This is a genomic window from Pseudomonas fluvialis (assembly GCF_002835605.1).
GTDB lineage: Bacteria > Pseudomonadota > Gammaproteobacteria > Pseudomonadales > Pseudomonadaceae > Aquipseudomonas > Aquipseudomonas fluvialis.
This window is the reverse complement of sequence record NZ_PIYS01000020.1, coordinates 1-18,196: the sequence shown is the minus strand read 5'-3', so window position 1 is coordinate 18,196 and position 18,196 is coordinate 1. Positions and strand designations below refer to the sequence as shown.

Below are 18,196 nucleotides of genomic sequence, written 5' to 3'. Positions count from 1 at the left end.
CGGTCCGGGCAGCCTGCCCGGCAGCCCCGTCAGTTCAGCCCCAGCGCCTGCCAGATGTGCCGCACCTTGCGGCGCTCGGCAAGCAGCTGGTCGGCACTCACCTCGCCGGCCTGTTTCTGCAGGGCCAGGCGATGCGCGGTGGCGCGGTAGGCCTTGTAGATTTCCTGCAGCGCCGTAACGTCCTCGGCGCTGAGCAACGCCGCCTCGCGCAAGCCATCCAGAATGCGGATGTTGTCGGTGTAGCGCAGCAGCTGCGGGTGTTCGTGGGACCAGGCCAGGGCCGCGTATTGCACCATAAATTCGATATCGACGATACCGCCGGCGTCCTGCTTGAGGTTGAAGCGCTGCGCCGGGTCTTCGGCCAGCTCGCCGAGGCCGGCCTGGGTCGCACGCGTCCCCAGGTTGTCGCGCATCTTGCCGCGCATTTCGCTGACTTCGCGGCGCAGCTGATCAAGGTCACGCGCCCGACCCAATACCTCGGCGCGTATCGCCGCAAAACCGGCGGCGACCCGCGGACAGCCCACCAGCACACGGGCACGCACCAGGGCCTGGTGCTCCCAGGTCCAGGCTTCCTGCTGCTGGTAGCGGGCGAAGGCGCTCAGCGAGCTGACCAGCAGGCCCGACTCGCCGGAGGGACGCAGACGCATATCCACCTCATAGAGCGGCCCGGAGGTGGTCTGGGTATTGAGCATGTGAATGATGCGCTGGCCCATGCGGGCAAAGAACTGCGCACCATCCAGCGGCTTGGCGCCGTCGGTTTCCGCCTGCGGGTCGGCATCATGGATAAACACCAGATCGAGGTCGGAGCCATGCCCCAGCTCGATGCCGCCGACCTTGCCATAGCCGACGATGATGAAGTCGCCATCGCACAGGCTGCCGTCGCTGCGCCGCGGCACGCCATGCTTGCTGGTCAGCTGTCGCCAGGCCAGCTGCAGCACCTGCTGGAGAATCGCCTCGGCCAGCCAGGTGAGGTAGTCGGAGACTTTCATCAGCGGCAGACTGCCGGCGATCTCCGAAGCTGCCACACGCAGGCGGTGGGCCAGCTTGAAGTGGCGCAAGGCCTCCATCTGCTGTTCCAGATCATCTTCGGGAATGCGCATCAGCCGTTCGCGCAGCTCGGCCACCAGCTCTTCGCCTTGCGGCGGGCTGAATAGCCGTCCCTCGTTGAGCAGCTCGTCGAGCAGCAGTGGGAAACGCGCGATCTGCTCGGCGATCCACGGACTGGCGGCACACAGGCTGAGCAGGCGCTGCAGGGCACCCGGGTTTTCGCTGAGCAACACCAGATAGGCCGAGCGCCGTGCCACCTTTTCCACCAGCGGCATGACCCGCTCCAGTACCAGGTCAGGATCAGGCTGGCTCACTGCTTGCGCCAACAGGCGCGGCATAAAGGCATCCAGACGCTCGCGCCCCAGGCGCTGCATGGCACGCACCTGGCCGCCATGACGCAGATCGAGCAGGCGTTTGTAGGCCTGTGCCGGATTCTGCAAGCCCGCCTCGGCCAGTTGCTCCTCGGCGGCAGCGCTGTCCAGCGCTTCGCTCCACAGCGGCAACCACTCGCCGCCGGGCGTTTCCTGCTCGGCATCGACGTCCTCGTCGGGGTCGGCAATGACCCGGCGAAAATGGTGATCGACCCGTGCCCGCCAGCGCATCAGCTCAGCATGAAAGGCCGCCCAGTCGGCAAAGCCCATGATCTGCGCCACCCGCGCCTGTTCCTGGGGATCCTCGGGAAGCATCTGCGTCTGCCGGTCGGCGATACCCTGCAGGGCATGCTCGGTGTAGCGCAGGAAGTGATAGCCCTCGCGCAGTTCGTTGACCACCTCGCCAGGCAGGTAACCTTGCCCGTCCAGGGTATCCAGTACCTTGAGCAGCGAGCGCTGCTGCAGGCTGAGGTCACGGCCACCATGGATAAGCTGAAAAGCCTGGGCAATAAACTCGACCTCCCGAATGCCTCCCGCCCCCAACTTGATGTTCTCGCTCATACCCTTGCGGCGCACTTCCTGCTGGATCAGCTGCTTCATGGCGCGTAGCGCCTCGATGGCAGAAAAGTCCAGGTAACGGCGGTAGACGAACGGCCGCAGCATCTCCAGCAACTGGCGACCGGCCTGCTGGTCGCCGCCGATGACCCGTGCCTTGATCATCGCGTAGCGTTCCCAATCACGCCCCTGGTCCTGGTAGTACTGCTCCAGGGCATTGAAGCTGAGCACCAGGGCACCGCTGTCGCCATAGGGGCGCAAGCGCATGTCGACGCGAAACACGAAGCCATCCACGGTAATCGCATCCAGCGCCTTGATGAGCTTCTGCCCCAGGCGGGTAAAGAATTCCTGGTTGTCCTGCGCACGCCGTGCGCCCTGGGTTTCCCCGCCTTCGGGATAGCCGAAGATCAGGTCGATATCCGAAGACAGGTTGAGCTCGAAGGCACCCAGCTTGCCCATCCCGAGGATCACCAGATGCTGCGGCTCGCCGGAGCGCCGCCCGATGGGCGTGCCGAACTGCGCACAATGCTGGCGGTACAGCCAGGCATACGCCTGGTCGACGCAGGCGTCGGCCAGTGCCGACAGCTCCAGGCAGGTCTGCTGCAGACTGGCCTGGCGGCTGATGTCACGCCAGATGATGCGCAGCTGCTGACGGTTGCGAAAGCGCCGCAACTGACGGGCCAGGGTGTCCTCGTCGGCACAGTCCTGCAGGGCCTGCTGCAACGCCTCACGCAACTCCCCAGGCCCCAGCGGGCGTTCCAGCTCGCCACTGGCAGCCAGTGCCAGAAAGTCTGCCGGAGCGCGGAGGATCTGCTGGTGTACGAAATCGCTGCAGGCCAGCAGCCGGGGCAACTGTTCACGACGCTGCGCCGGCCAGTCGGCCAGCGCCTGCGCGCCCCCCAGCGCCTGCAACACGCTCGGCTCGGCGCGTTCGGCCAGCCCATGCAGGGCGGGAGACAGGTCCAGCAGTGACGGCAAGCTCATGGTCTATCCTTTTGGCTCAGGCGGTTCTGTCGGGCCTGTCAAGCGGGCAGACAGAAAAATGTAGTTTTACTACTAAAAGATGTGCCGCGGGGGCTGATTAAGGCGTCGCAATGTAGTAAAACTACAAGCCTCTGGTAGCACCGCTATCCCGATGAATTCCAGTTGCCCGCCCACAAGGCCAGGCGACGTCACTAAGGCCCGATTCTGTGTGCCTTTAAGCCCTGGAGCAAGCCATGCAAGACCTCGATCCCGTCGAAACCCAGGAATGGCTGGACGCCCTTGAGTCGGTCGTCGACAAGGAAGGCGAAAGCCGCGCGCACTACCTGCTGACCCGCATGGGCGAACTGGCCACGCGCAGCGGCACCCAGCTGCCCTATGCGATCACCACGCCCTACCGCAACAGCATCCCGGTGGCGCAGGAGGCACGCATGCCAGGCGACCTGTTCATGGAACGGCGGATTCGCTCGCTGGTGCGCTGGAATGCCCTGGCCATGGTGATGCGCACCAACCAGCAGGACCCTGACCTGGGCGGGCACATCGGCACCTTCGCCTCCAGCGCTACGCTGTATGACGTGGGCTTCAACTACTTCTTCCAGGCGCCCTGCGAAGAACACGGCGGCGACCTGATCTTCTTCCAGGGCCATGCCTCGCCCGGAGTCTACGCGCGCGCCTTCATGGAAGGGCGGATCAGCGAGGAGCAGCTCAACAACTTCCGCCGCGAAACCGACGGCCAGGGCCTGTCCTCCTACCCGCATCCCTGGCTGATGCCCGATTTCTGGCAGTTCCCCACGGTATCCATGGGGCTCGGCCCCCTGCAGGCCATCTACCAGGCGCGTTTCATGAAATATCTGGAGCATCGTGGCTTCATCCCGGCCGGCAAACAGAAGGTCTGGTGTTTCATGGGCGACGGCGAGTGCGACGAACCGGAATCGCTGGGCGCGATTGCCCTGGCCGGGCGCGAGAAACTGGACAACCTGATCTTCGTCATCAACTGCAACCTGCAGCGTCTGGACGGCCCGGTACGCGGCAACGGCAAGATCATCCAGGAGCTGGAAGGGGTGTTCCGCGGTGCCGAATGGAACGTCAAGAAAGTCATCTGGGGACGGTTCTGGGACCCGCTGTTTGCCAAGGACCACGACGGCATCCTGCAGCGCCGCATGGATGAGGTGGTCGATGGCGACTACCAGAACTACAAGGCCAAGGACGGCGCCTTCGTCCGCGAGCACTTCTTCAACAGCCCCGAACTCAAGGAGATGGTCAAGGACCTCTCCGACCAGGAAGTCTGGAACCTCAACCGCGGCGGCCACGATCCGTACAAGGTCTACGCCGCCTACCACGCGGCGGTTAACCACAAGGGTCAACCGACCGTGGTGCTGGCCAAGACCATCAAGGGCTACGGCATCGGCGCCGGCGAAGCGCAGAACACCGCGCATAACGTCAAGAAGGTGGATATCGCCAGCCTGAAGAAATTCCGCGACCGCTTCGACATCCCGGTCAGCGATGCCGACCTGGAGAAGCTGCCGTTCTACCGCCCGGCCGAAGGCAGCGCCGAGGCGCGCTATCTGCAGGAACGGCGCGCCCGGCTGGGCGGCGTGGTGCCGCAGCGCCGCCAGCAAAGCTTCCGTGTACCGATACCGCCACTGGACACCCTCAAGGCCATCCTCGACGGCACCGGCGAGCGGGAAATCTCCACCACCATGGCCTTCGTGCGCATCCTCTCGCAGTTGCTCAAGGACAAGCAGCTCGGTCCGCGCATTGTGCCCATCGTCCCGGACGAAGCGCGTACCTTCGGCATGGAAGGGCTGTTCCGCCAACTGGGCATCTACTCCTCGGTCGGCCAGCTGTACGAGCCGGTCGACAAGGACCAGGTGATGTTCTACCGCGAAGACAAGAAAGGGCAGATCCTCGAAGAAGGCATCAACGAAGCGGGCGCCATGTCCAGCTGGATTGCCGCCGGCACCGCCTACTCCACGCACAACCAGCCGATGTTGCCGTTCTATGTGTTCTATTCGATGTTCGGCTTCCAGCGCATCGGCGACCTCGCCTGGGCGGCCGGCGACAGCCGCGCACGGGGCTTCCTGATCGGCGGCACCAGCGGGCGCACCACGCTCAACGGCGAGGGCTTGCAGCACGAGGACGGGCATAGCCACATCCTCGCCAGCACCATCCCTAACTGCCGCAGCTATGACCCGACCTACGGCTACGAGCTGGCGGTGATCATCCGCGAGGGCGCGCGGCGCATGCTCGAGGAGCAGGACAGCATCTTCTACTACGTCACCGTGATGAACGAAGCCTATGCCCAGCCGGCCATGCCAGAGGGCGTCGAGGACGGCATCATCCGCGGCATGTACCTGCTCGAAGAGGACAAGCGCGCCGCCGCCCACCACGTACAGCTGCTCGGTTGCGGTGCGATCCTCCGCGAAGTACGCGAGGCCGCGCAGATTCTTCGCGAGCAATTCAACGTGGCCGCCGACGTATGGAGCGTTACCAGCTTCAACGAACTGCGCCGCGACGGCCTGGCCGTGGAGCGCCACAACCGCCTGCACCCGCTGCAAAGCCCGCAGCTGAGTTACCTGGAGCAATGTCTGAACGGCCGCAAGGGGCCGGTGGTGGCCAGCACCGACTACATGAAGCTGTTCGCCGAGCAAGTGCGCCAGTGGGTGCCGAGCAAGGAATACAAGGTGCTCGGCACCGATGGTTTCGGGCGCAGCGACAGCCGTCGCAAGCTGCGGCATTTCTTCGAGGTGGACCGCTACTGGGTGGCCCTGGCGGCGCTGGAAGCACTGGCTGACCGCGGCGAGATCGACGCCAAGGTGGTGGCCGAAGCCATTGCCCGCTTCGGCCTCGACCCGGACAAGCCCAATCCGCTGGACTGCTGAGCCAGCAGCGCATTGATTGCAGCCGGCACAATACCGGCCGCTCCACCGAACAGCGCAGAGCCCTCTCTGCAACGCACCCGCCCAGGCGGGTGCTGAAGGAGTACAAGATGAGTGAGTTGATTCGCGTACCGGACATCGGCAACGGCGAAGGCGAAGTGATCGAACTGCTGGTCAAGGTTGGCGATGCGATCGAAGCCGACCAGTCGCTACTGACCCTGGAATCGGACAAGGCCAGCATGGAGATTCCCGCCCCGCGCGCCGGGGTGGTCAGTCGCCTGCTGGTCAAGCTCGGCGACCGCCTCAAGGAGGGCGACCCGCTGCTCGAGCTGCAGGCCGCCGACACCCAACCTGCCACGGCAGCCAGCACCACGCAGACCGCAGCACCCGCGGCCCATGACGACCTGACGCCAGCCGCCCAGCCAGTCGCGCCGAGCGAGGGTAACGAGATACTGCAGGACATCCATGTGCCGGACATCGGCGCCGCCGGCAAGGCACGGGTCATCGAACTGCTGGTCAAGGTCGGCGAACAGATCGACGCCGAGCAATCGCTGCTGACCCTGGAATCGGACAAGGCCAGCATGGAAATTCCCTCGCCGGCCGCCGGCGTGGTCGAGGAAATCCTCACCCGTCTGGACAGCGAGGTGGCCAGCGGCGATCTGATCCTGCGCCTGCGCCGCCGAGCGCCCGCTGCCCAGGCCGAAACTGCCGGCAGTGCCGCGCCCATTCACAGCCTGCCGGCCAACGCCGAGCCGACGGTAGCCGCCGAAGTCGGCGCGATTGCCGCCCTGTCGGCCGCCGCCGCCAGCTCGCCCGCCACCCCGCCGCCACGCGCCGGCAGCAAGGTGCACGCCGGCCCGGCAGTACGCCTGCTGGCCCGCGAACTGGGTGTCGAACTGGCCGCGGTCAGCGGCAGCGGTCCCAGGGGGCGCATCCTCAAGGAGGACCTGCAAAACTACGTCAAGGCCATGCTGCACAAGGCCAAGGAAGCGCCAGCCGCTGCAGCGAGTAGCGCGACCGGCATTCCGCCGATTCCGCCAATCGACTTCAGCAAGTTCGGCCCGGTCGAAGAGGTAGCGATGTCCCGCCTGATGCAGGTCGGCGCCGCCAACCTGCACCGCAGCTGGCTCAATGTGCCGCATGTCACCCAGTTCGACAGCGCCGACATCAGCGAGGTGGAGGCCTTCCGCGTGGCACAGAAGGCCACTGCCGAGAAAGCCGGCGTCAAGCTGACCATCCTGCCCATTCTGCTCAAGGCCTGCGCGCATTTGCTGCGCGAGCTGCCGGACTTCAACAGCTCGCTGGCGCCCTCGGGCAAGGCACTGATCCGCAAGGGCTACGTGCACATCGGCTTTGCCGTGGATACCCCGGACGGCCTGCTGGTGCCGGTGATCCGCGATGTTGACCAGAAGAGCCTGCTGCAGCTGGCCGGCGAGGCCGCCGAGCTAGCCGAGAAAGCGCGCAGCAAGAAGCTCTCGGCGGATGCCATGCAGGGTGCCTGCTTCACCATCTCCAGCCTCGGTCATATCGGTGGCAGCGGCTTCACGCCAATCGTCAATGCGCCCGAAGTGGCCATCCTCGGGGTGAGCAAGGCCAGCATGCAGCCGGTGTGGGACGGTGCGGCCTTCCAGCCACGCCTGATGCTGCCGCTGTCACTGTCCTATGACCACCGGGTGATCAACGGCGCTGCCGCCGCGCGCTTCACCCGGCGCCTTGCTGACCTGCTCGGCGACATCCGCACCCTGCTGCTCTGAGGGCACAGGCGCTGCGGCTACTTTTGCAGGTTGCGCAGCAGGTAGCTCAGCGCCTTGGCCAGCTCCGCCGCACCCTGGTGGTCACGCACGATGCTGAGCAGCGGGCTGCCGTCGCGCGGGTCGAGGATCACACACTGCTGGCCCTGTTGCGGGCATTCGTAGCGAATGAACGGGTCGACGCCAAACACCGGCAAGACCTTGTTGCTGACCTGCAGACTGCCATCGCGGGTCCGACGCTCCTCGCGCACACGCAGCTCGCCGGCTTGCGGGCTGCTCAGCTGGTAACGCAGGTCCACGGCATCGGCACGCCCGGGCTGGTAGCCGGCCAATAGCGCATAGCTGTGCAGCAGGCTGTTGCCATGCGCCAGCAGGGCCTGGCGATCATCGCTACTCAGGTAAAGACGCTTCAGCTCGCTCAGGTACTGGGCGGCCTCGGCGGACTCCAAACCTTCGCCAGCCTGCAGCGCGGTGCTGCCCAAGGCGCTCAGGCAGATCCCGGCGAGCAATGTTTTTATCTGTCTTGTCAGTGACTTGTGCATGGTGCACCCTTGTCGTCGCTCAGCTGAGCAGGCCATTGGTAGTTCCTGCCCAGCATACTGGAAGCCCGCCCATCGATGACAAGTCATCCAGAAGCCGCCGGTCGCAAGCTGGCCGATGTTGTGACGCAGTTGCCAGACCCCGCACGCCTGGGCCTGCTGCGTTTCGAACGGCTCAACGAGGCGAGCTGGAAGCTGCTCTACCTCGACCCGGCCTGCCAGGCCCGCCTGGGCCTGCCCGCCAGCCAGCTGTGCGACTTGCTGGAAGCCCCCTACGCCAGTCTCATGCAGCCGGCGCAGCGCCTGCAACTGCACCAGCAGATCCAGCAACAACTGCAGCAGCACGGGCACTATCGGGTGCAGTATCGCCTGCATAGCCCACTGGGTCCGCTACAACTCTGCGAGCTTGGCCAGCCGCTGCCCGGCCCCGGACGGCAGCGCCTGCAGGGCTACCTGATCTGTCAGGACGACCTTACCCTGCCCAACCCGCAACACGCCGCCCTGCTCGCCGGCTTGCAGCAAAGCGCCTGCGCGATCCTGCTGGTCAGCCCCGAGGGGCGCCTGGACTACGTCAATGCCAGCTTCAGCCAGATCACCCAGTACAGCACCGACGAGGTGCTGGGCCGTTCGATCACCGAGCTGGCCGCCATGGAAAACCTCGCCGAGCGACTCTTCGACAGCCATAGCGGGCTGGCCAGCCACAACAGCTGGCAGGGTGAATTCAAGAGCCGGCGCAAGAACCATGAACCCTATTGGGGACGCCTGAATATCTCCAAGGTATTTGACGCGCAGGGCCAGCTCAGCCATTACCTCGGCATCTATCAGGACATCACCGACGAGAAGCTCCAGCAGCAGCGCGTGGAAAAGCTTGCCTACACCGACACCCTGACAGGGCTGGGCAACCGTGCGTTCTTCATCAACCGTCTCGACCAGCACTTCCAGCGCCAGGCGCCAGGCAATGGCTGCCTGTTGCTGGTGGACATCGACAACTTCAAACGCATCAACGACAGCCTGGGCCACCAGAGCGGCGACAAACTGCTCGCCAGCCTGGCCCGGCGCCTGCGCAACAGCCTGCCCAACCAGACCCCGCTGGCCCGCTTTGCCAGCAACGAGTTCGCCCTGCTGCTGGAAGACTGCAGCCTGCACAGTGGCCAGCAGCAGGCCCGGCAACTGCTGGAAACCCTCGGCAAGCCGCTGTTCGTCGACAACCAGCTGATCAGCATCAGCGGCTCCATCGGCTTGGCCCAGGCCCCCCTGCACGGCAGCAATACGCCGACCCTGCTCAAACATGCCGGTCTGGCCCTGCACAAGGCCAAGGCCAACGGCAAACAGCAACTGCAGGTATTCAGTGAAACGCTGAATGCCGAAGCCCAGGACAAGCTGTTCCTCGACAACAACCTGCGCCTGGCGCTGGAGCGCGATGAGTTGCGCCTGCACTACCAGCCCAAGCTGTGCCTGCACAGCGGCCGCCTGCTCGGCCTGGAAGCCCTGCTGCGCTGGCAGCATCCGCAACGCGGCATGATCAGCCCGGACAGCTTCATCGCCGTGGCCGAGGAAAGCGGGCTGATCATCCCCATCGGCAAATGGGTGATGCGCACCGCCTGCCGCATGGCCCGCCAGCTAGCGGATGCCGGTCTGGACAGGCTGCACATGGCCATCAACCTGTCTTCACGACAATTTGCCGATCCCGAGCTGTGCCGTTCACTGAGCGACATCCTCGCTGAAGAAGGCCTGCCCGGCAGCCAGCTGGAGCTGGAACTGACCGAGTCGCTACTACTGGAAGCCAGCGAGGCCACTCGCCAGCAGCTGCACCAACTCAAGCAGCTGGGCGTACAGCTGGCCATGGACGACTTCGGCACCGGCTATTCGTCGCTGGGCTACCTGAAGAAGTTTCCCATCGACGTGATCAAGATCGACCGCAGCTTCGTACGTGATGTACCGCACTGTGAAGACGATATGGAAATCATTGCCGCGGTGATTGCCATGGCCCACAAGCTACGCTTGCAGGTAGTGGCCGAAGGCATCGAGGATCGCCAGCAGCTGGCCTTCCTGCGCCGCCAGCAGTGCGACATCGGCCAGGGTTACCTGTTCGATCGCCCGCTGCCCGCCGACGAACTCCTACAACGGCTATCCCGTTATCAGCGCCCTGTCTGAGGTGTACCCGCCATGCAACGTCTGATCAGCCCCCCGCACAGCCTGCCCGAGCGCCACCGGGTCACCGGCCAGCCCCTGCTGCCGCCCTTCGCCCCCGGCCTGCACTGGGCAATCTTTGCCATGGGCTGCTTCTGGGGGGCTGAGCGGCGCTTCTGGCTACAACCCGGGGTGTACAGCACGGCCGTCGGCTATTGCGGGGGCGATACCGTCCAGCCCAGCTATGAAGCGGTGTGTAGCGGCCTGACCGGCCACAGCGAAGCGGTACTGGTGGTCTTCGACCCACAACAGACCGACTACGCCAGCCTGCTCAGGGTGTTCTGGGAGGCACACGATCCGACCCAGGGCATGCGCCAGGGCAATGACATCGGCAGCCAGTACCGTTCAGCGATCTACTGTCGCGACGCCGCGCAGCTCGCCCAGGCACTGGCCAGCCGCGACACCTACCAGCAGGCGCTGAGCCGCGCCGGTTATCCGGCGATCACCAGCGAGATTGCCCTGGCCGGGCCGTTCTACTACGCCGAGGACTACCATCAGCAGTACCTCGACCGTCACCCGCAGGGTTACTGCGGGTTGCGTGGTAGCGGGGTCGCCTACCCCTGACAGGCATTACTCCAGGCCTTCGCGGTCGCGATAGCCGAGCAGATAGAGAATGCCATCCAGCCCGAGGGTGGAAATCGCCTGCTTCGCCGACTGCTTGACCAGCGGCTTGGCGCGGAACGCCACGCCCAGGCCGGCCAGGCCCAACATCGGCAGGTCATTGGCCCCGTCGCCCACGGCAATGGTCTGTTCCAGCTGCAGCCCCTCGCGCTGGGCCAGTTCGCGCAGCAGGTCGGCCTTGCGCTGGGCATCGACGATGGGCTCGATGGCGACGCCGGTGAGCCGGCCGTCGACGATCTCCAGCTCGTTGGCATACACGTAGTCGATACCCAGCAGCGCCTGCAGGCGCTTGGCGAAATAGGTAAAGCCGCCCGACAGGATGGCGGTCTTGTAGCCCAGGCGCTTGAGCTCGGCGAACAGTGTCTCGGCACCCTCGGTCAGCGGCAGGCGCTCGGCAATCTGCTCCAGCACCTCTTCCGGCAGCCCCTTGAGCAGGGCCAGACGCTCCTTGAAGCTGGCTCGGAAGTCCAGCTCGCCGCGCATGGCGCGCTCGGTGATCTCTGCCACCTGCTCACCGACTCCGGCGGCCTTGGCCAGTTCGTCGATCACCTCGGCCTCGATCAGTGTCGAGTCCATGTCGAAGACTGCCAGGCGACGGTTGCGGCGGAACAGCGAATCACGCTGGAAGGCGATATCGACATTCAGCTCCTGGGCCACGCGGAGAAACTCGGCACGCAGCGCCGCCGTATCGGCCGGCTCGCCACGCACGGAAAACTCGATGCAGCCCTTGCTGCGCTCATCCGGGGTATCCAGCGGCATGCGCCCGGACAGGCGATCGATATGGTCGATGTTCAGACCATAGCGCGCGGTGATCGCACTCACCCGCTGCAGCTGTTCGGCCGTGACCTTGCGGGTCAGCAGGGTCACGATATGCCGCGGCTTGCCCTGACCATCCACCCACTGCTGGTAATCGCTCTCCGCCACCGGCGTAAAACGTACCTGCTGGTCCAGTTCATAGGCGGTGAACAGCAGGTCCTTGAGTACCGACGAGGCCTGCTCGGTAGCCGGAATTTCCACCAGGATGCCGAACGACAGGGTGTCGTGGATCACCGCCTGGCCGATGTCGAGGATATTCACCCCGCCCTGGGCCAGCACCCCGGTAATCGCTGCGGTCAGCCCGGGACGGTCTTCCCCGGTGATATTGATCAGGACGATCTCGCGCAAGGCACACCTCCGCTGTCAGAAAGAGGCCGGCATTCTACCTGCAAAGTGCCACGCATGCCTCCGCTGCCCGGCCACCCGGACGCTACGCGCAAAACGTGCGCCAGCGCGCAGTCTGCAGGCTGCCTGGTGCGCCGCGCCCGGCGCGCTTTGCCGCATAGAGGGCGCTGGGTATACTGCCGGCTCTTTTCCCTGCCCGAGCTACGCCCTGTGCCCCGGCCGTCATCCGTCAAGCCCGACAACCTGTTCCTGCTGCTGTTCAACGCCCTGCGCCAGCGCCGCGTACCGCTGACCCTGCGTATTGCCAGCCACAGCCTGCTGCTGGTCGCCCTGGCCCTGGTGATCTATGCCTGGGTCATCGGCATGCAGTTCAAGCATGCCATGCAGCAGCAGTCCGACGCCCTGGGACAGAGCCTGATCGTGCAGACCGCCGCCTCGGCCACCGAACTGCTGGTCGCCAACGATATCCTCAGTCTCAACGTCCTGCTCAACAACCTGGTGAGAAATCCACTGGTGGCACACGCCGCCATCTACAGCGTGGATAATCGCCTGCTCGCCGAGGCCGGCTCACGTCCCGGCCATGGCATGCTCGACCAGCAGAGCGGGCTGTTCACCACGCCTATCACCTTTCAGGAGGTGATCGCCGGCCACCTGCACATCAGCCTGGATATGCGCCAGTTCCAGCAGCCGATGACCATCAGCCTGCAAAGCATGGGCATCCTCAGCCTGATCCTGCTGGCCCTGACCCTGTCGCTAAGCCTGCGTCTTGGTCGTCACCTGTCCACCCCGTTGCTGCAACTGCGCCTGTGGCTGCGCGATCCGGATGACCCGGCGCCCGGCAGCGGCCGTCAGGATGAGATCGGCGATCTGGCCCGCCAGCTCCAGGCGCGCCTGCTACCACCCAAGCCAGCGGCGCCCCCCATGGCCAGCGAAAGCGTGCCGTTGGCAGACGACGCACCGATTCTCGACGACTGGACGGATGAGCCTGCATTCGACGAAGAGCCGCTCTCCGCCGAACGGACTGCGCTAGGCGATACTGACGACTTCCCCGCAACGCCTGACGAACATGATCCGTTCGCCGAGCTGCGTCAGCCGGATGAGCCCGCACCCCTGCCCTCTGTCACGCCCGGCCAGACCGCCGTACTCGCCGTACAGCTGGGCGCGCAGGAACAACTACGCCACCTGCCACGCCCGCGCCTGGTGCAGTTGCTGGAGCGCTACCGTGACTGCCTGCAACAGGCTGCCACGCTGTACCAGGGGGAACTGCATACCCTCAACGATGGCAGCAGCCTGTTGCTGTTCCACAGCAGCCAGGATGAACAGCAATTCCTCAGCCATGCGCTGTGCTGCGGCGAGCTGCTGCGGGCACTGGGTCATGCACTGCAGATCGAAGTGGCCGACAGCGGCTTCACCCTGCAATTGCAACTGGGCCTGAGCCTGGGCGAAGACCTCAGCGCGCTCGGCCAGGGACAGCTGCTGCTGGCCGCCAGCAGCCAGGCCGCCCTGGCACTTAGCCAGCACAGCCGCAACCTGCTACTGCTCGACCAGAGCATAGCCAGCCAGGAAGCCCTGCGTAGCCATGCACGCATCCGCAGCATCGCCAGTCCGGCCGGTTGCAGCTGCGTGGAGCGCCTGCTCGACCCCTACCCGGCACTCCTCGAACGCCAGCTGGTGCGCATGCAGGAAGGCCGCTGATTCGCTTCAGTCGGCCTGCAGGGCCAACCAGGCGGCCGCCTGCTCCAGTTCATACTCGTTGAACACCACCACCCCCGCCGCCTGCAGGGCTGCGGCGGTGACCCCGGCACCCTCGACCAGACGGCCCGAGAACTCGCCGGAATAGGTCTGCCGGTTGCCGCAGGACGGGCTGCGCGCCTTGAGCACGGCCATACCGATACCCTGCTCGCACACCAGCGCCAATGCCCGCGCGGCGCCTGCCTTAAAGGCCGCGCTGACGTCCTGGCCATGACAGTCGCGCACCACCTGCTGCCCGGCCAGCACCGCAGCACCCTGGCCACCGAGAATTTCTGCCGGCGGCCGCGGCGTCGGCAGGCCGCCGGCCATTTCCGGGCACAGCGCCAGTACGCGCCCTTCGGCCTGCCAGGCCTGCAACTGGGCAAAAGGGCCATGAGCGGCACCGTCGTAGCGCACCGCCTCACCGAGTAGGCAGGCGCTCACCAATATCTTCTGCATCACCGACTCCTGCGTCGTCCTGGCGCCTCGACAAGCCGTCTGACGCTGCGCAGAATAGCGCGCATTATCATCTGGCCGTCGCTCTTGGGAGTTTTCATGCGCCTGCTGCTTGCTGCATTGCTCTGCCTCACGCCCCTGCTCGCCATCGCCGATCCACATGCCGAGCTGTACCGCAGCGCCGGCTGGGCGCAACACCAGGTCAATTTCAGCAAGGCACTACAGGCCGCCCAGCAACGCTACCAGGGCAACCTGCCGGATGCTTTGTACCGCGTGATGGTCGAGTCCAGCAACCGCCGCTTTGCCGCCGATGCCCTGCAGTCGCGCGTTGCGCAACACCTGCGTGAGCAGCTGCGTGATCCGCAGGCCGCACAGGCGTTCTTTGACTCGCCACTGGGCCGCAAGGTAGTGCGTGCCGAACTGCAGGCCAGTGCCAGCGAGGAAGTCGCCCTCGGGGTGATCCCGCGCAATCAGGCCAGCGCGCCACGCCAGGCACTCGCCCAGCGCCTCGGCCAGGCACTGCCGGCCAGTGCCGCCGCCGCCGAAGTCAGCCTGGCCATCGCCGGCATCGCCGCCGACAGCCTGGGCCAGATGATCCCTGGGCTGGCCGACTACCAGATCAGCGATAACCTGCTGGACGGCCCGCGGCAAAAGCTGATTGCGCAAATCGACAGCGACCTGGGCAACAGCCTGCTGTTCATCTATCGCGACCTCAACGACCAGGAATTGGCCGAGTTTGTCACCTTCGCCGAATCCGCAGAGGGCCAGGCCTACTACCAGGCGGCACTCGGTGCCCTGCGCGCCGCCCTCAACCCAGCGCCGGCCAGCCCGGCGCCTGCAGCCGTCGACTGAGAAACCCCAGATACTGCTCACGCAGTGCCGCCTGCTCATTGGCCAGGTGGTGCGAGGCTTGTTCCAGCAGCAAGACTTCCGCCCCCTGGAACTGGCGTTGCAGCACCGCCAGGTTATGCCGCCAATCAACCGTGCGATCCAGCCCACCCTGCACGATCAGCGGCGGGCGCAGTCCACCTGGCGCCGGCCGGGCCAGCTGCTCGATCCGCGCGATCCAGCGCTCCAGCGCCGCCACCCAAGCCACCGGCAAAACCTGTGGCTGCAGCGGGTCCTGGTTATGCACGAAGTCGATGAACGCACTGTCACTGGAGTTGACCGTATAACGGCGCGGCACCGCATCGACGAACGGCGCCAGCAAGCGATAACTGAGCCGTGACCAGTTCCAGGCGCGCGGACGCACCAACGGCGCCAACAGGATACTCTGCCCCAGCTCCGGACGCGGCTCGCCAGTGAGCAGGTAATCCAGAAGGATCGCGCCGCCGGTACTCTGTCCCAGCACATGCCAGGGCTTGGGCAAGGCCATCCGTTCGGCCTGGGCAAACAGCGCCTGCAGGGCTGCCTGGTACTCGGCAAAGTCACTGATGCTGGCCCGCTCGCCCGTGGACAGGCCATGCCCGGGCAAATCACAGGCCAGCACCGCAAAGCCCTGACGCAAGGCCCAATCGATGATGTGCCGGTACAAGCCCATGTGGTCGTAGTAACCATGCAGCAGCAACAGGCTGGCCGTCGCCGCGGCTGGCTGCCAGCACTGCACGGCCAGGCGATAGCCGGCGGCCTCGACATGCCCCAGGCGTACCTGCTGTACACCCGCAAACTCCAGGCCATAGAACTGCCGGTAGGCCTGCATCGCCGGCAATTCCACAGCCTGCTCCAGCGGGGGCAGCAGGTCGCGCAATACATCGGGATCAAACGACAACGACATGACGACAGCCTCGCGGGTCAAATAGCCGGAACAGCGCCCGGTGCGACACTACAGGTTCTGCTGCACAGCGCAACATGGCAAGCTATGCAGCCCTCTTGCCAGTGTGGTTGCCATGAAGCCTGCGCGCAAAAATCTCCTGCTGATCCTTGCCGTACTGCTCTGGGTAGCCGCGCTGCTGGCCGCCTTGTGGTGGTACCAGGCACGCTACCTGCGCGCCTTCGACGAGCAGGCGGCCCTATTCGACAGCAGCGCCCTGCAGCTGCCCGGCGCCCTGGCCGGCAACGGGGAAATCCATCTGGTGCATTTCTGGGACCCAGCCTGCCCCTGCACCCGTGGCAACCAGCAGCACCTGGCTGATCTGGTCAAGCGTTTCGCCGTACAGGGCGTGCGTTTCCACCATGTGCAGAAACCCGGTACGCGCGGCCAGCTACCGGCCATGCTGGCAACCCTGCAACCTCTGGAGCTGCCGGGCAGTGCCAGCCTGCCGGCCAGCCCAGCCGTCGCCCTGTGGGATCGCCAGGGCCGCCTGGCCTACTTCGGCCCCTACAGCGAAGGCGCCAGCTGCAACAGCAGCAACAGCTTCATCGACCCGGTTCTCGAGGCACTGGTCGCCGGCCGCCAGGTCAAGGTCGGCAACAACCTGGCGGTTGGTTGCTTCTGTAGCTGGTAACGTCAGAGGCGTGCCAGCACACGGGACGACCACGCATAAAAAAACCCGCCAGCGGCGTAATGCTGTTCACTTAAGCATTTGAGCCCTGACGGGGCTTCCCCGAAAATCCGATGTCAGGTCCCTGGCATCGGATTTTTTATGTCTCTGCAACAGCAACTGCTCGACTTAGGTGAACTGTTCAACTTCTCGGATCTGAGCACCTTCACCCAAAACATCCCGATCGAGTGGGTGGCATCCGCTCTGGACTTGTCCGCCCAGGCCACCATAAGGCGGCGGCGTCTGCCCAGCGATCAGGTGCTCTGGCTGGTGCTTGGCATGGCCTTGTTCCGTGACGAGCCGGTGCATGAGGTCGCACGACGCCTGAATATCTGTGCCCAGGGGCTGGCCTCTCACGACCTGCTGGCCCGAAGCGGTGTCACCGAGGCGCGTAAACGATTGGGTGCCGATCCGGTTGAGTGGCTGTTTCGTCAGACGGGTAACCAGTGGGGTTGCGAGCGCTATGAGGGCGATACCTGGCAGGGCCTGCAAGTATTGGCCGTGGATGGCGCACTCCTGCGCACCCCAGACACGCCTGAACTCCGAGAGCATTTCGGCTCCGGCAATACCTCCACCGAGCGCCAGACGCCGTTTCCCATGCTGCGACTGGTAGCCCTGATGAACGTGCGCTCGCACCTGATTCTGGATGCGCAGGTGAGTCCCTACCGGCGCAGTGAGATGCGCTTGGCCGATGAGTTTATGCAGCAGATTCCCAATCAGTCGGTGACGCTGTTCGATAAGGGCTTCTGGAGTGCCGACTTGCTGTTGCGCCTGGGCGCCGCAGGGGAAAGCCGGCACTGGCTGATTCCGGCCCGCCAAGGGCTGGTTGGCGAGGAAGTCGCTCGTTACGGCAAGGGCGATCGTTTGCTGCGCATGAAGGTGTCGGCACAGGCACGAAAGCGCAACCCCGACCTGCCGACGCACTGGGAGGTACGTGAAGTCAGCTACGCCGTGAAGGACAAGATCAAGACAGTGCTCACCTCGCTGCCTGCGGATACTTACAGCGCCAAGACCATCGCCAAGCTGTATCAGGAGCGCTGGGAGATCGAGCTGGGCTTCCGGGATATCAAAAGCTCTCTGCAGCAGAATGCGATGACCCTGCGCAGCAAGGTAACGGAGCTGGTCTACCAGGAGGTCTGGGGCTTGTTGTTGGCCTACAACATCATCCGCCGCGAAGCCGGTCAGGCAGCCGTCGCCTTCGGCCGCTCTCCGGGCGACATCCGCTTCAAACCAGTAGCTCAATACATCGCCGTGCAATTGATCGTGATGGCGGCGGCCAACCCGATTTCAGCAACAGGAACACGATTGTCGGAGCTGAGAGCAGGAATCGGTGGGCTGTTTCTGGATCACCGTCCAAGGCCATCAAGACCAAGGACGGTGAAGATCTCAAAGACCCGTTATCCAGTGGATCGAAAGGCTGCTCCGCTTAAGTGA

General features: G+C 65.0%; 12 protein-coding genes and 1 pseudogene. 8 read left to right on the top strand and 5 right to left on the bottom strand.

Annotated features, from left to right (window positions below):
- Positions 1 to 29: 29 nt before the first annotated feature.
- Positions 30 to 2,957: a bifunctional [glutamate--ammonia ligase]-adenylyl-L-tyrosine phosphorylase/[glutamate--ammonia-ligase] adenylyltransferase gene (gene glnE / locus CW360_RS11715; RefSeq protein WP_101193832.1), complete on the bottom strand. Its 2,928-nt coding sequence runs from the start codon at positions 2,955 to 2,957 to the stop codon at positions 30 to 32.
- 233 nt (positions 2,958 to 3,190) lie between these two features.
- Here glnE and aceE point away from each other — a divergent pair, with 233 nt between their 5' ends.
- Positions 3,191 to 5,836, top strand: coding sequence for a pyruvate dehydrogenase (acetyl-transferring), homodimeric type (aceE, locus tag CW360_RS11710; RefSeq protein ID WP_101193831.1), 2,646 nt, complete (start codon positions 3,191 to 3,193; stop codon positions 5,834 to 5,836).
- Positions 5,837 to 5,943: 107 nt separating this feature from the next.
- On the top strand, positions 5,944 to 7,587 hold the full coding sequence (aceF, locus tag CW360_RS11705) for a dihydrolipoyllysine-residue acetyltransferase (protein WP_101193830.1): 1,644 nt from the start codon (positions 5,944 to 5,946) through the stop codon (positions 7,585 to 7,587).
- 17 nt (positions 7,588 to 7,604) lie between these two features.
- Here aceF and CW360_RS11700 read toward each other — a convergent pair whose 3' ends face one another.
- Positions 7,605 to 8,126 (bottom strand): hypothetical protein, encoded by a 522-nt coding sequence (locus tag CW360_RS11700; RefSeq protein WP_245874713.1) that lies wholly within the window; start codon positions 8,124 to 8,126, stop codon positions 7,605 to 7,607.
- A gap of 75 nt (positions 8,127 to 8,201) precedes the next feature.
- Between CW360_RS11700 and CW360_RS11695 the strand changes: the two genes are divergently transcribed.
- Entirely contained in the window at positions 8,202 to 10,277 is a 2,076-nt protein-coding gene (locus CW360_RS11695) for a putative bifunctional diguanylate cyclase/phosphodiesterase (protein ID WP_101193829.1), read from the top strand.
- Between the two features lie 42 nt (positions 10,278 to 10,319).
- Positions 10,320 to 10,877 (top strand): annotated as a pseudogene (gene msrA, locus CW360_RS11690) (peptide-methionine (S)-S-oxide reductase MsrA); the annotation flags it as partial.
- 6 nt (positions 10,878 to 10,883) lie between these two features.
- Here msrA and serB read toward each other — a convergent pair.
- Positions 10,884 to 12,098 (bottom strand): phosphoserine phosphatase SerB, encoded by a 1,215-nt coding sequence (gene serB / locus CW360_RS11685; RefSeq protein ID WP_093984638.1) that lies wholly within the window; start codon positions 12,096 to 12,098, stop codon positions 10,884 to 10,886.
- 207 nt (positions 12,099 to 12,305) lie between these two features.
- Here serB and CW360_RS11680 point away from each other — a divergent pair, with 207 nt between their 5' ends.
- Entirely contained in the window at positions 12,306 to 13,790 is a 1,485-nt protein-coding gene (locus tag CW360_RS11680) for a HAMP domain-containing protein (protein WP_101193827.1), read from the top strand.
- 6 nt (positions 13,791 to 13,796) lie between these two features.
- On the opposite strand, the gene CW360_RS11675 is transcribed toward CW360_RS11680, so the two are convergent.
- Positions 13,797 to 14,285, bottom strand: a complete 489-nt coding sequence (locus CW360_RS11675) for a 2-thiouracil desulfurase family protein (protein WP_101193826.1) — start codon at positions 14,283 to 14,285, stop codon at positions 13,797 to 13,799.
- Positions 14,286 to 14,381: 96 nt separating this feature from the next.
- Between CW360_RS11675 and CW360_RS11670 the strand changes: the two genes are divergently transcribed.
- Entirely contained in the window at positions 14,382 to 15,134 is a 753-nt protein-coding gene (locus CW360_RS11670; RefSeq protein WP_101193825.1) for a hypothetical protein, read from the top strand.
- Here the strand turns inward: CW360_RS11670 and bipL are convergent.
- Positions 15,091 to 16,056 carry a phospholipase BipL gene (gene bipL / locus CW360_RS11665; protein ID WP_093984634.1) on the bottom strand — a complete coding sequence of 322 codons (966 nt, stop codon included), beginning with the start codon at positions 16,054 to 16,056 and terminating at the stop codon, positions 15,091 to 15,093. The genes CW360_RS11670 and bipL overlap by 44 nt on opposite strands.
- Before the next feature lie 112 nt (positions 16,057 to 16,168).
- Here bipL and CW360_RS11660 point away from each other — a divergent pair, with 112 nt between their 5' ends.
- Both CW360_RS11660 and CW360_RS11655 read left to right on the top strand, forming a co-directional pair.
- Entirely contained in the window at positions 16,169 to 16,726 is a 558-nt protein-coding gene (locus CW360_RS11660) for a DUF6436 domain-containing protein (RefSeq protein WP_101193824.1), read from the top strand.
- A gap of 138 nt (positions 16,727 to 16,864) precedes the next feature.
- Positions 16,865 to 18,196 carry an IS4 family transposase gene (locus CW360_RS11655; RefSeq protein ID WP_170307333.1) on the top strand — a complete coding sequence of 444 codons (1,332 nt, stop codon included), beginning with the start codon at positions 16,865 to 16,867 and terminating at the stop codon, positions 18,194 to 18,196.

What these genes read in the sequence shown, in the direction of transcription:
- glnE (WP_101193832.1), bottom strand. Translation starts at nt 2,957, where the DNA reads ATGAGCTTGCCGTCACTGCTGGACCTGTCTCCCGCCCTGCATGGGCTG.
- CW360_RS11700 (WP_245874713.1), bottom strand. Translation starts at nt 8,126, where the DNA reads ATGCACAAGTCACTGACAAGACAGATAAAAACATTGCTCGCCGGGATC.
- bipL (WP_093984634.1), bottom strand. Translation starts at nt 16,056, where the DNA reads ATGTCGTTGTCGTTTGATCCCGATGTATTGCGCGACCTGCTGCCCCCG.
- CW360_RS11670 (WP_101193825.1), top strand. Translation starts at nt 14,382, where the DNA reads ATGCGCCTGCTGCTTGCTGCATTGCTCTGCCTCACGCCCCTGCTCGCC.
- aceE (WP_101193831.1), top strand. Translation starts at nt 3,191, where the DNA reads ATGCAAGACCTCGATCCCGTCGAAACCCAGGAATGGCTGGACGCCCTT.
- CW360_RS11675 (WP_101193826.1), bottom strand. Translation starts at nt 14,285, where the DNA reads ATGCAGAAGATATTGGTGAGCGCCTGCCTACTCGGTGAGGCGGTGCGC.
- CW360_RS11660 (WP_101193824.1), top strand. Translation starts at nt 16,169, where the DNA reads ATGAAGCCTGCGCGCAAAAATCTCCTGCTGATCCTTGCCGTACTGCTC.
- CW360_RS11655 (WP_170307333.1), top strand. Translation starts at nt 16,865, where the DNA reads ATGTCTCTGCAACAGCAACTGCTCGACTTAGGTGAACTGTTCAACTTC.
- CW360_RS11695 (WP_101193829.1), top strand. Translation starts at nt 8,202, where the DNA reads ATGACAAGTCATCCAGAAGCCGCCGGTCGCAAGCTGGCCGATGTTGTG.
- aceF (WP_101193830.1), top strand. Translation starts at nt 5,944, where the DNA reads ATGAGTGAGTTGATTCGCGTACCGGACATCGGCAACGGCGAAGGCGAA.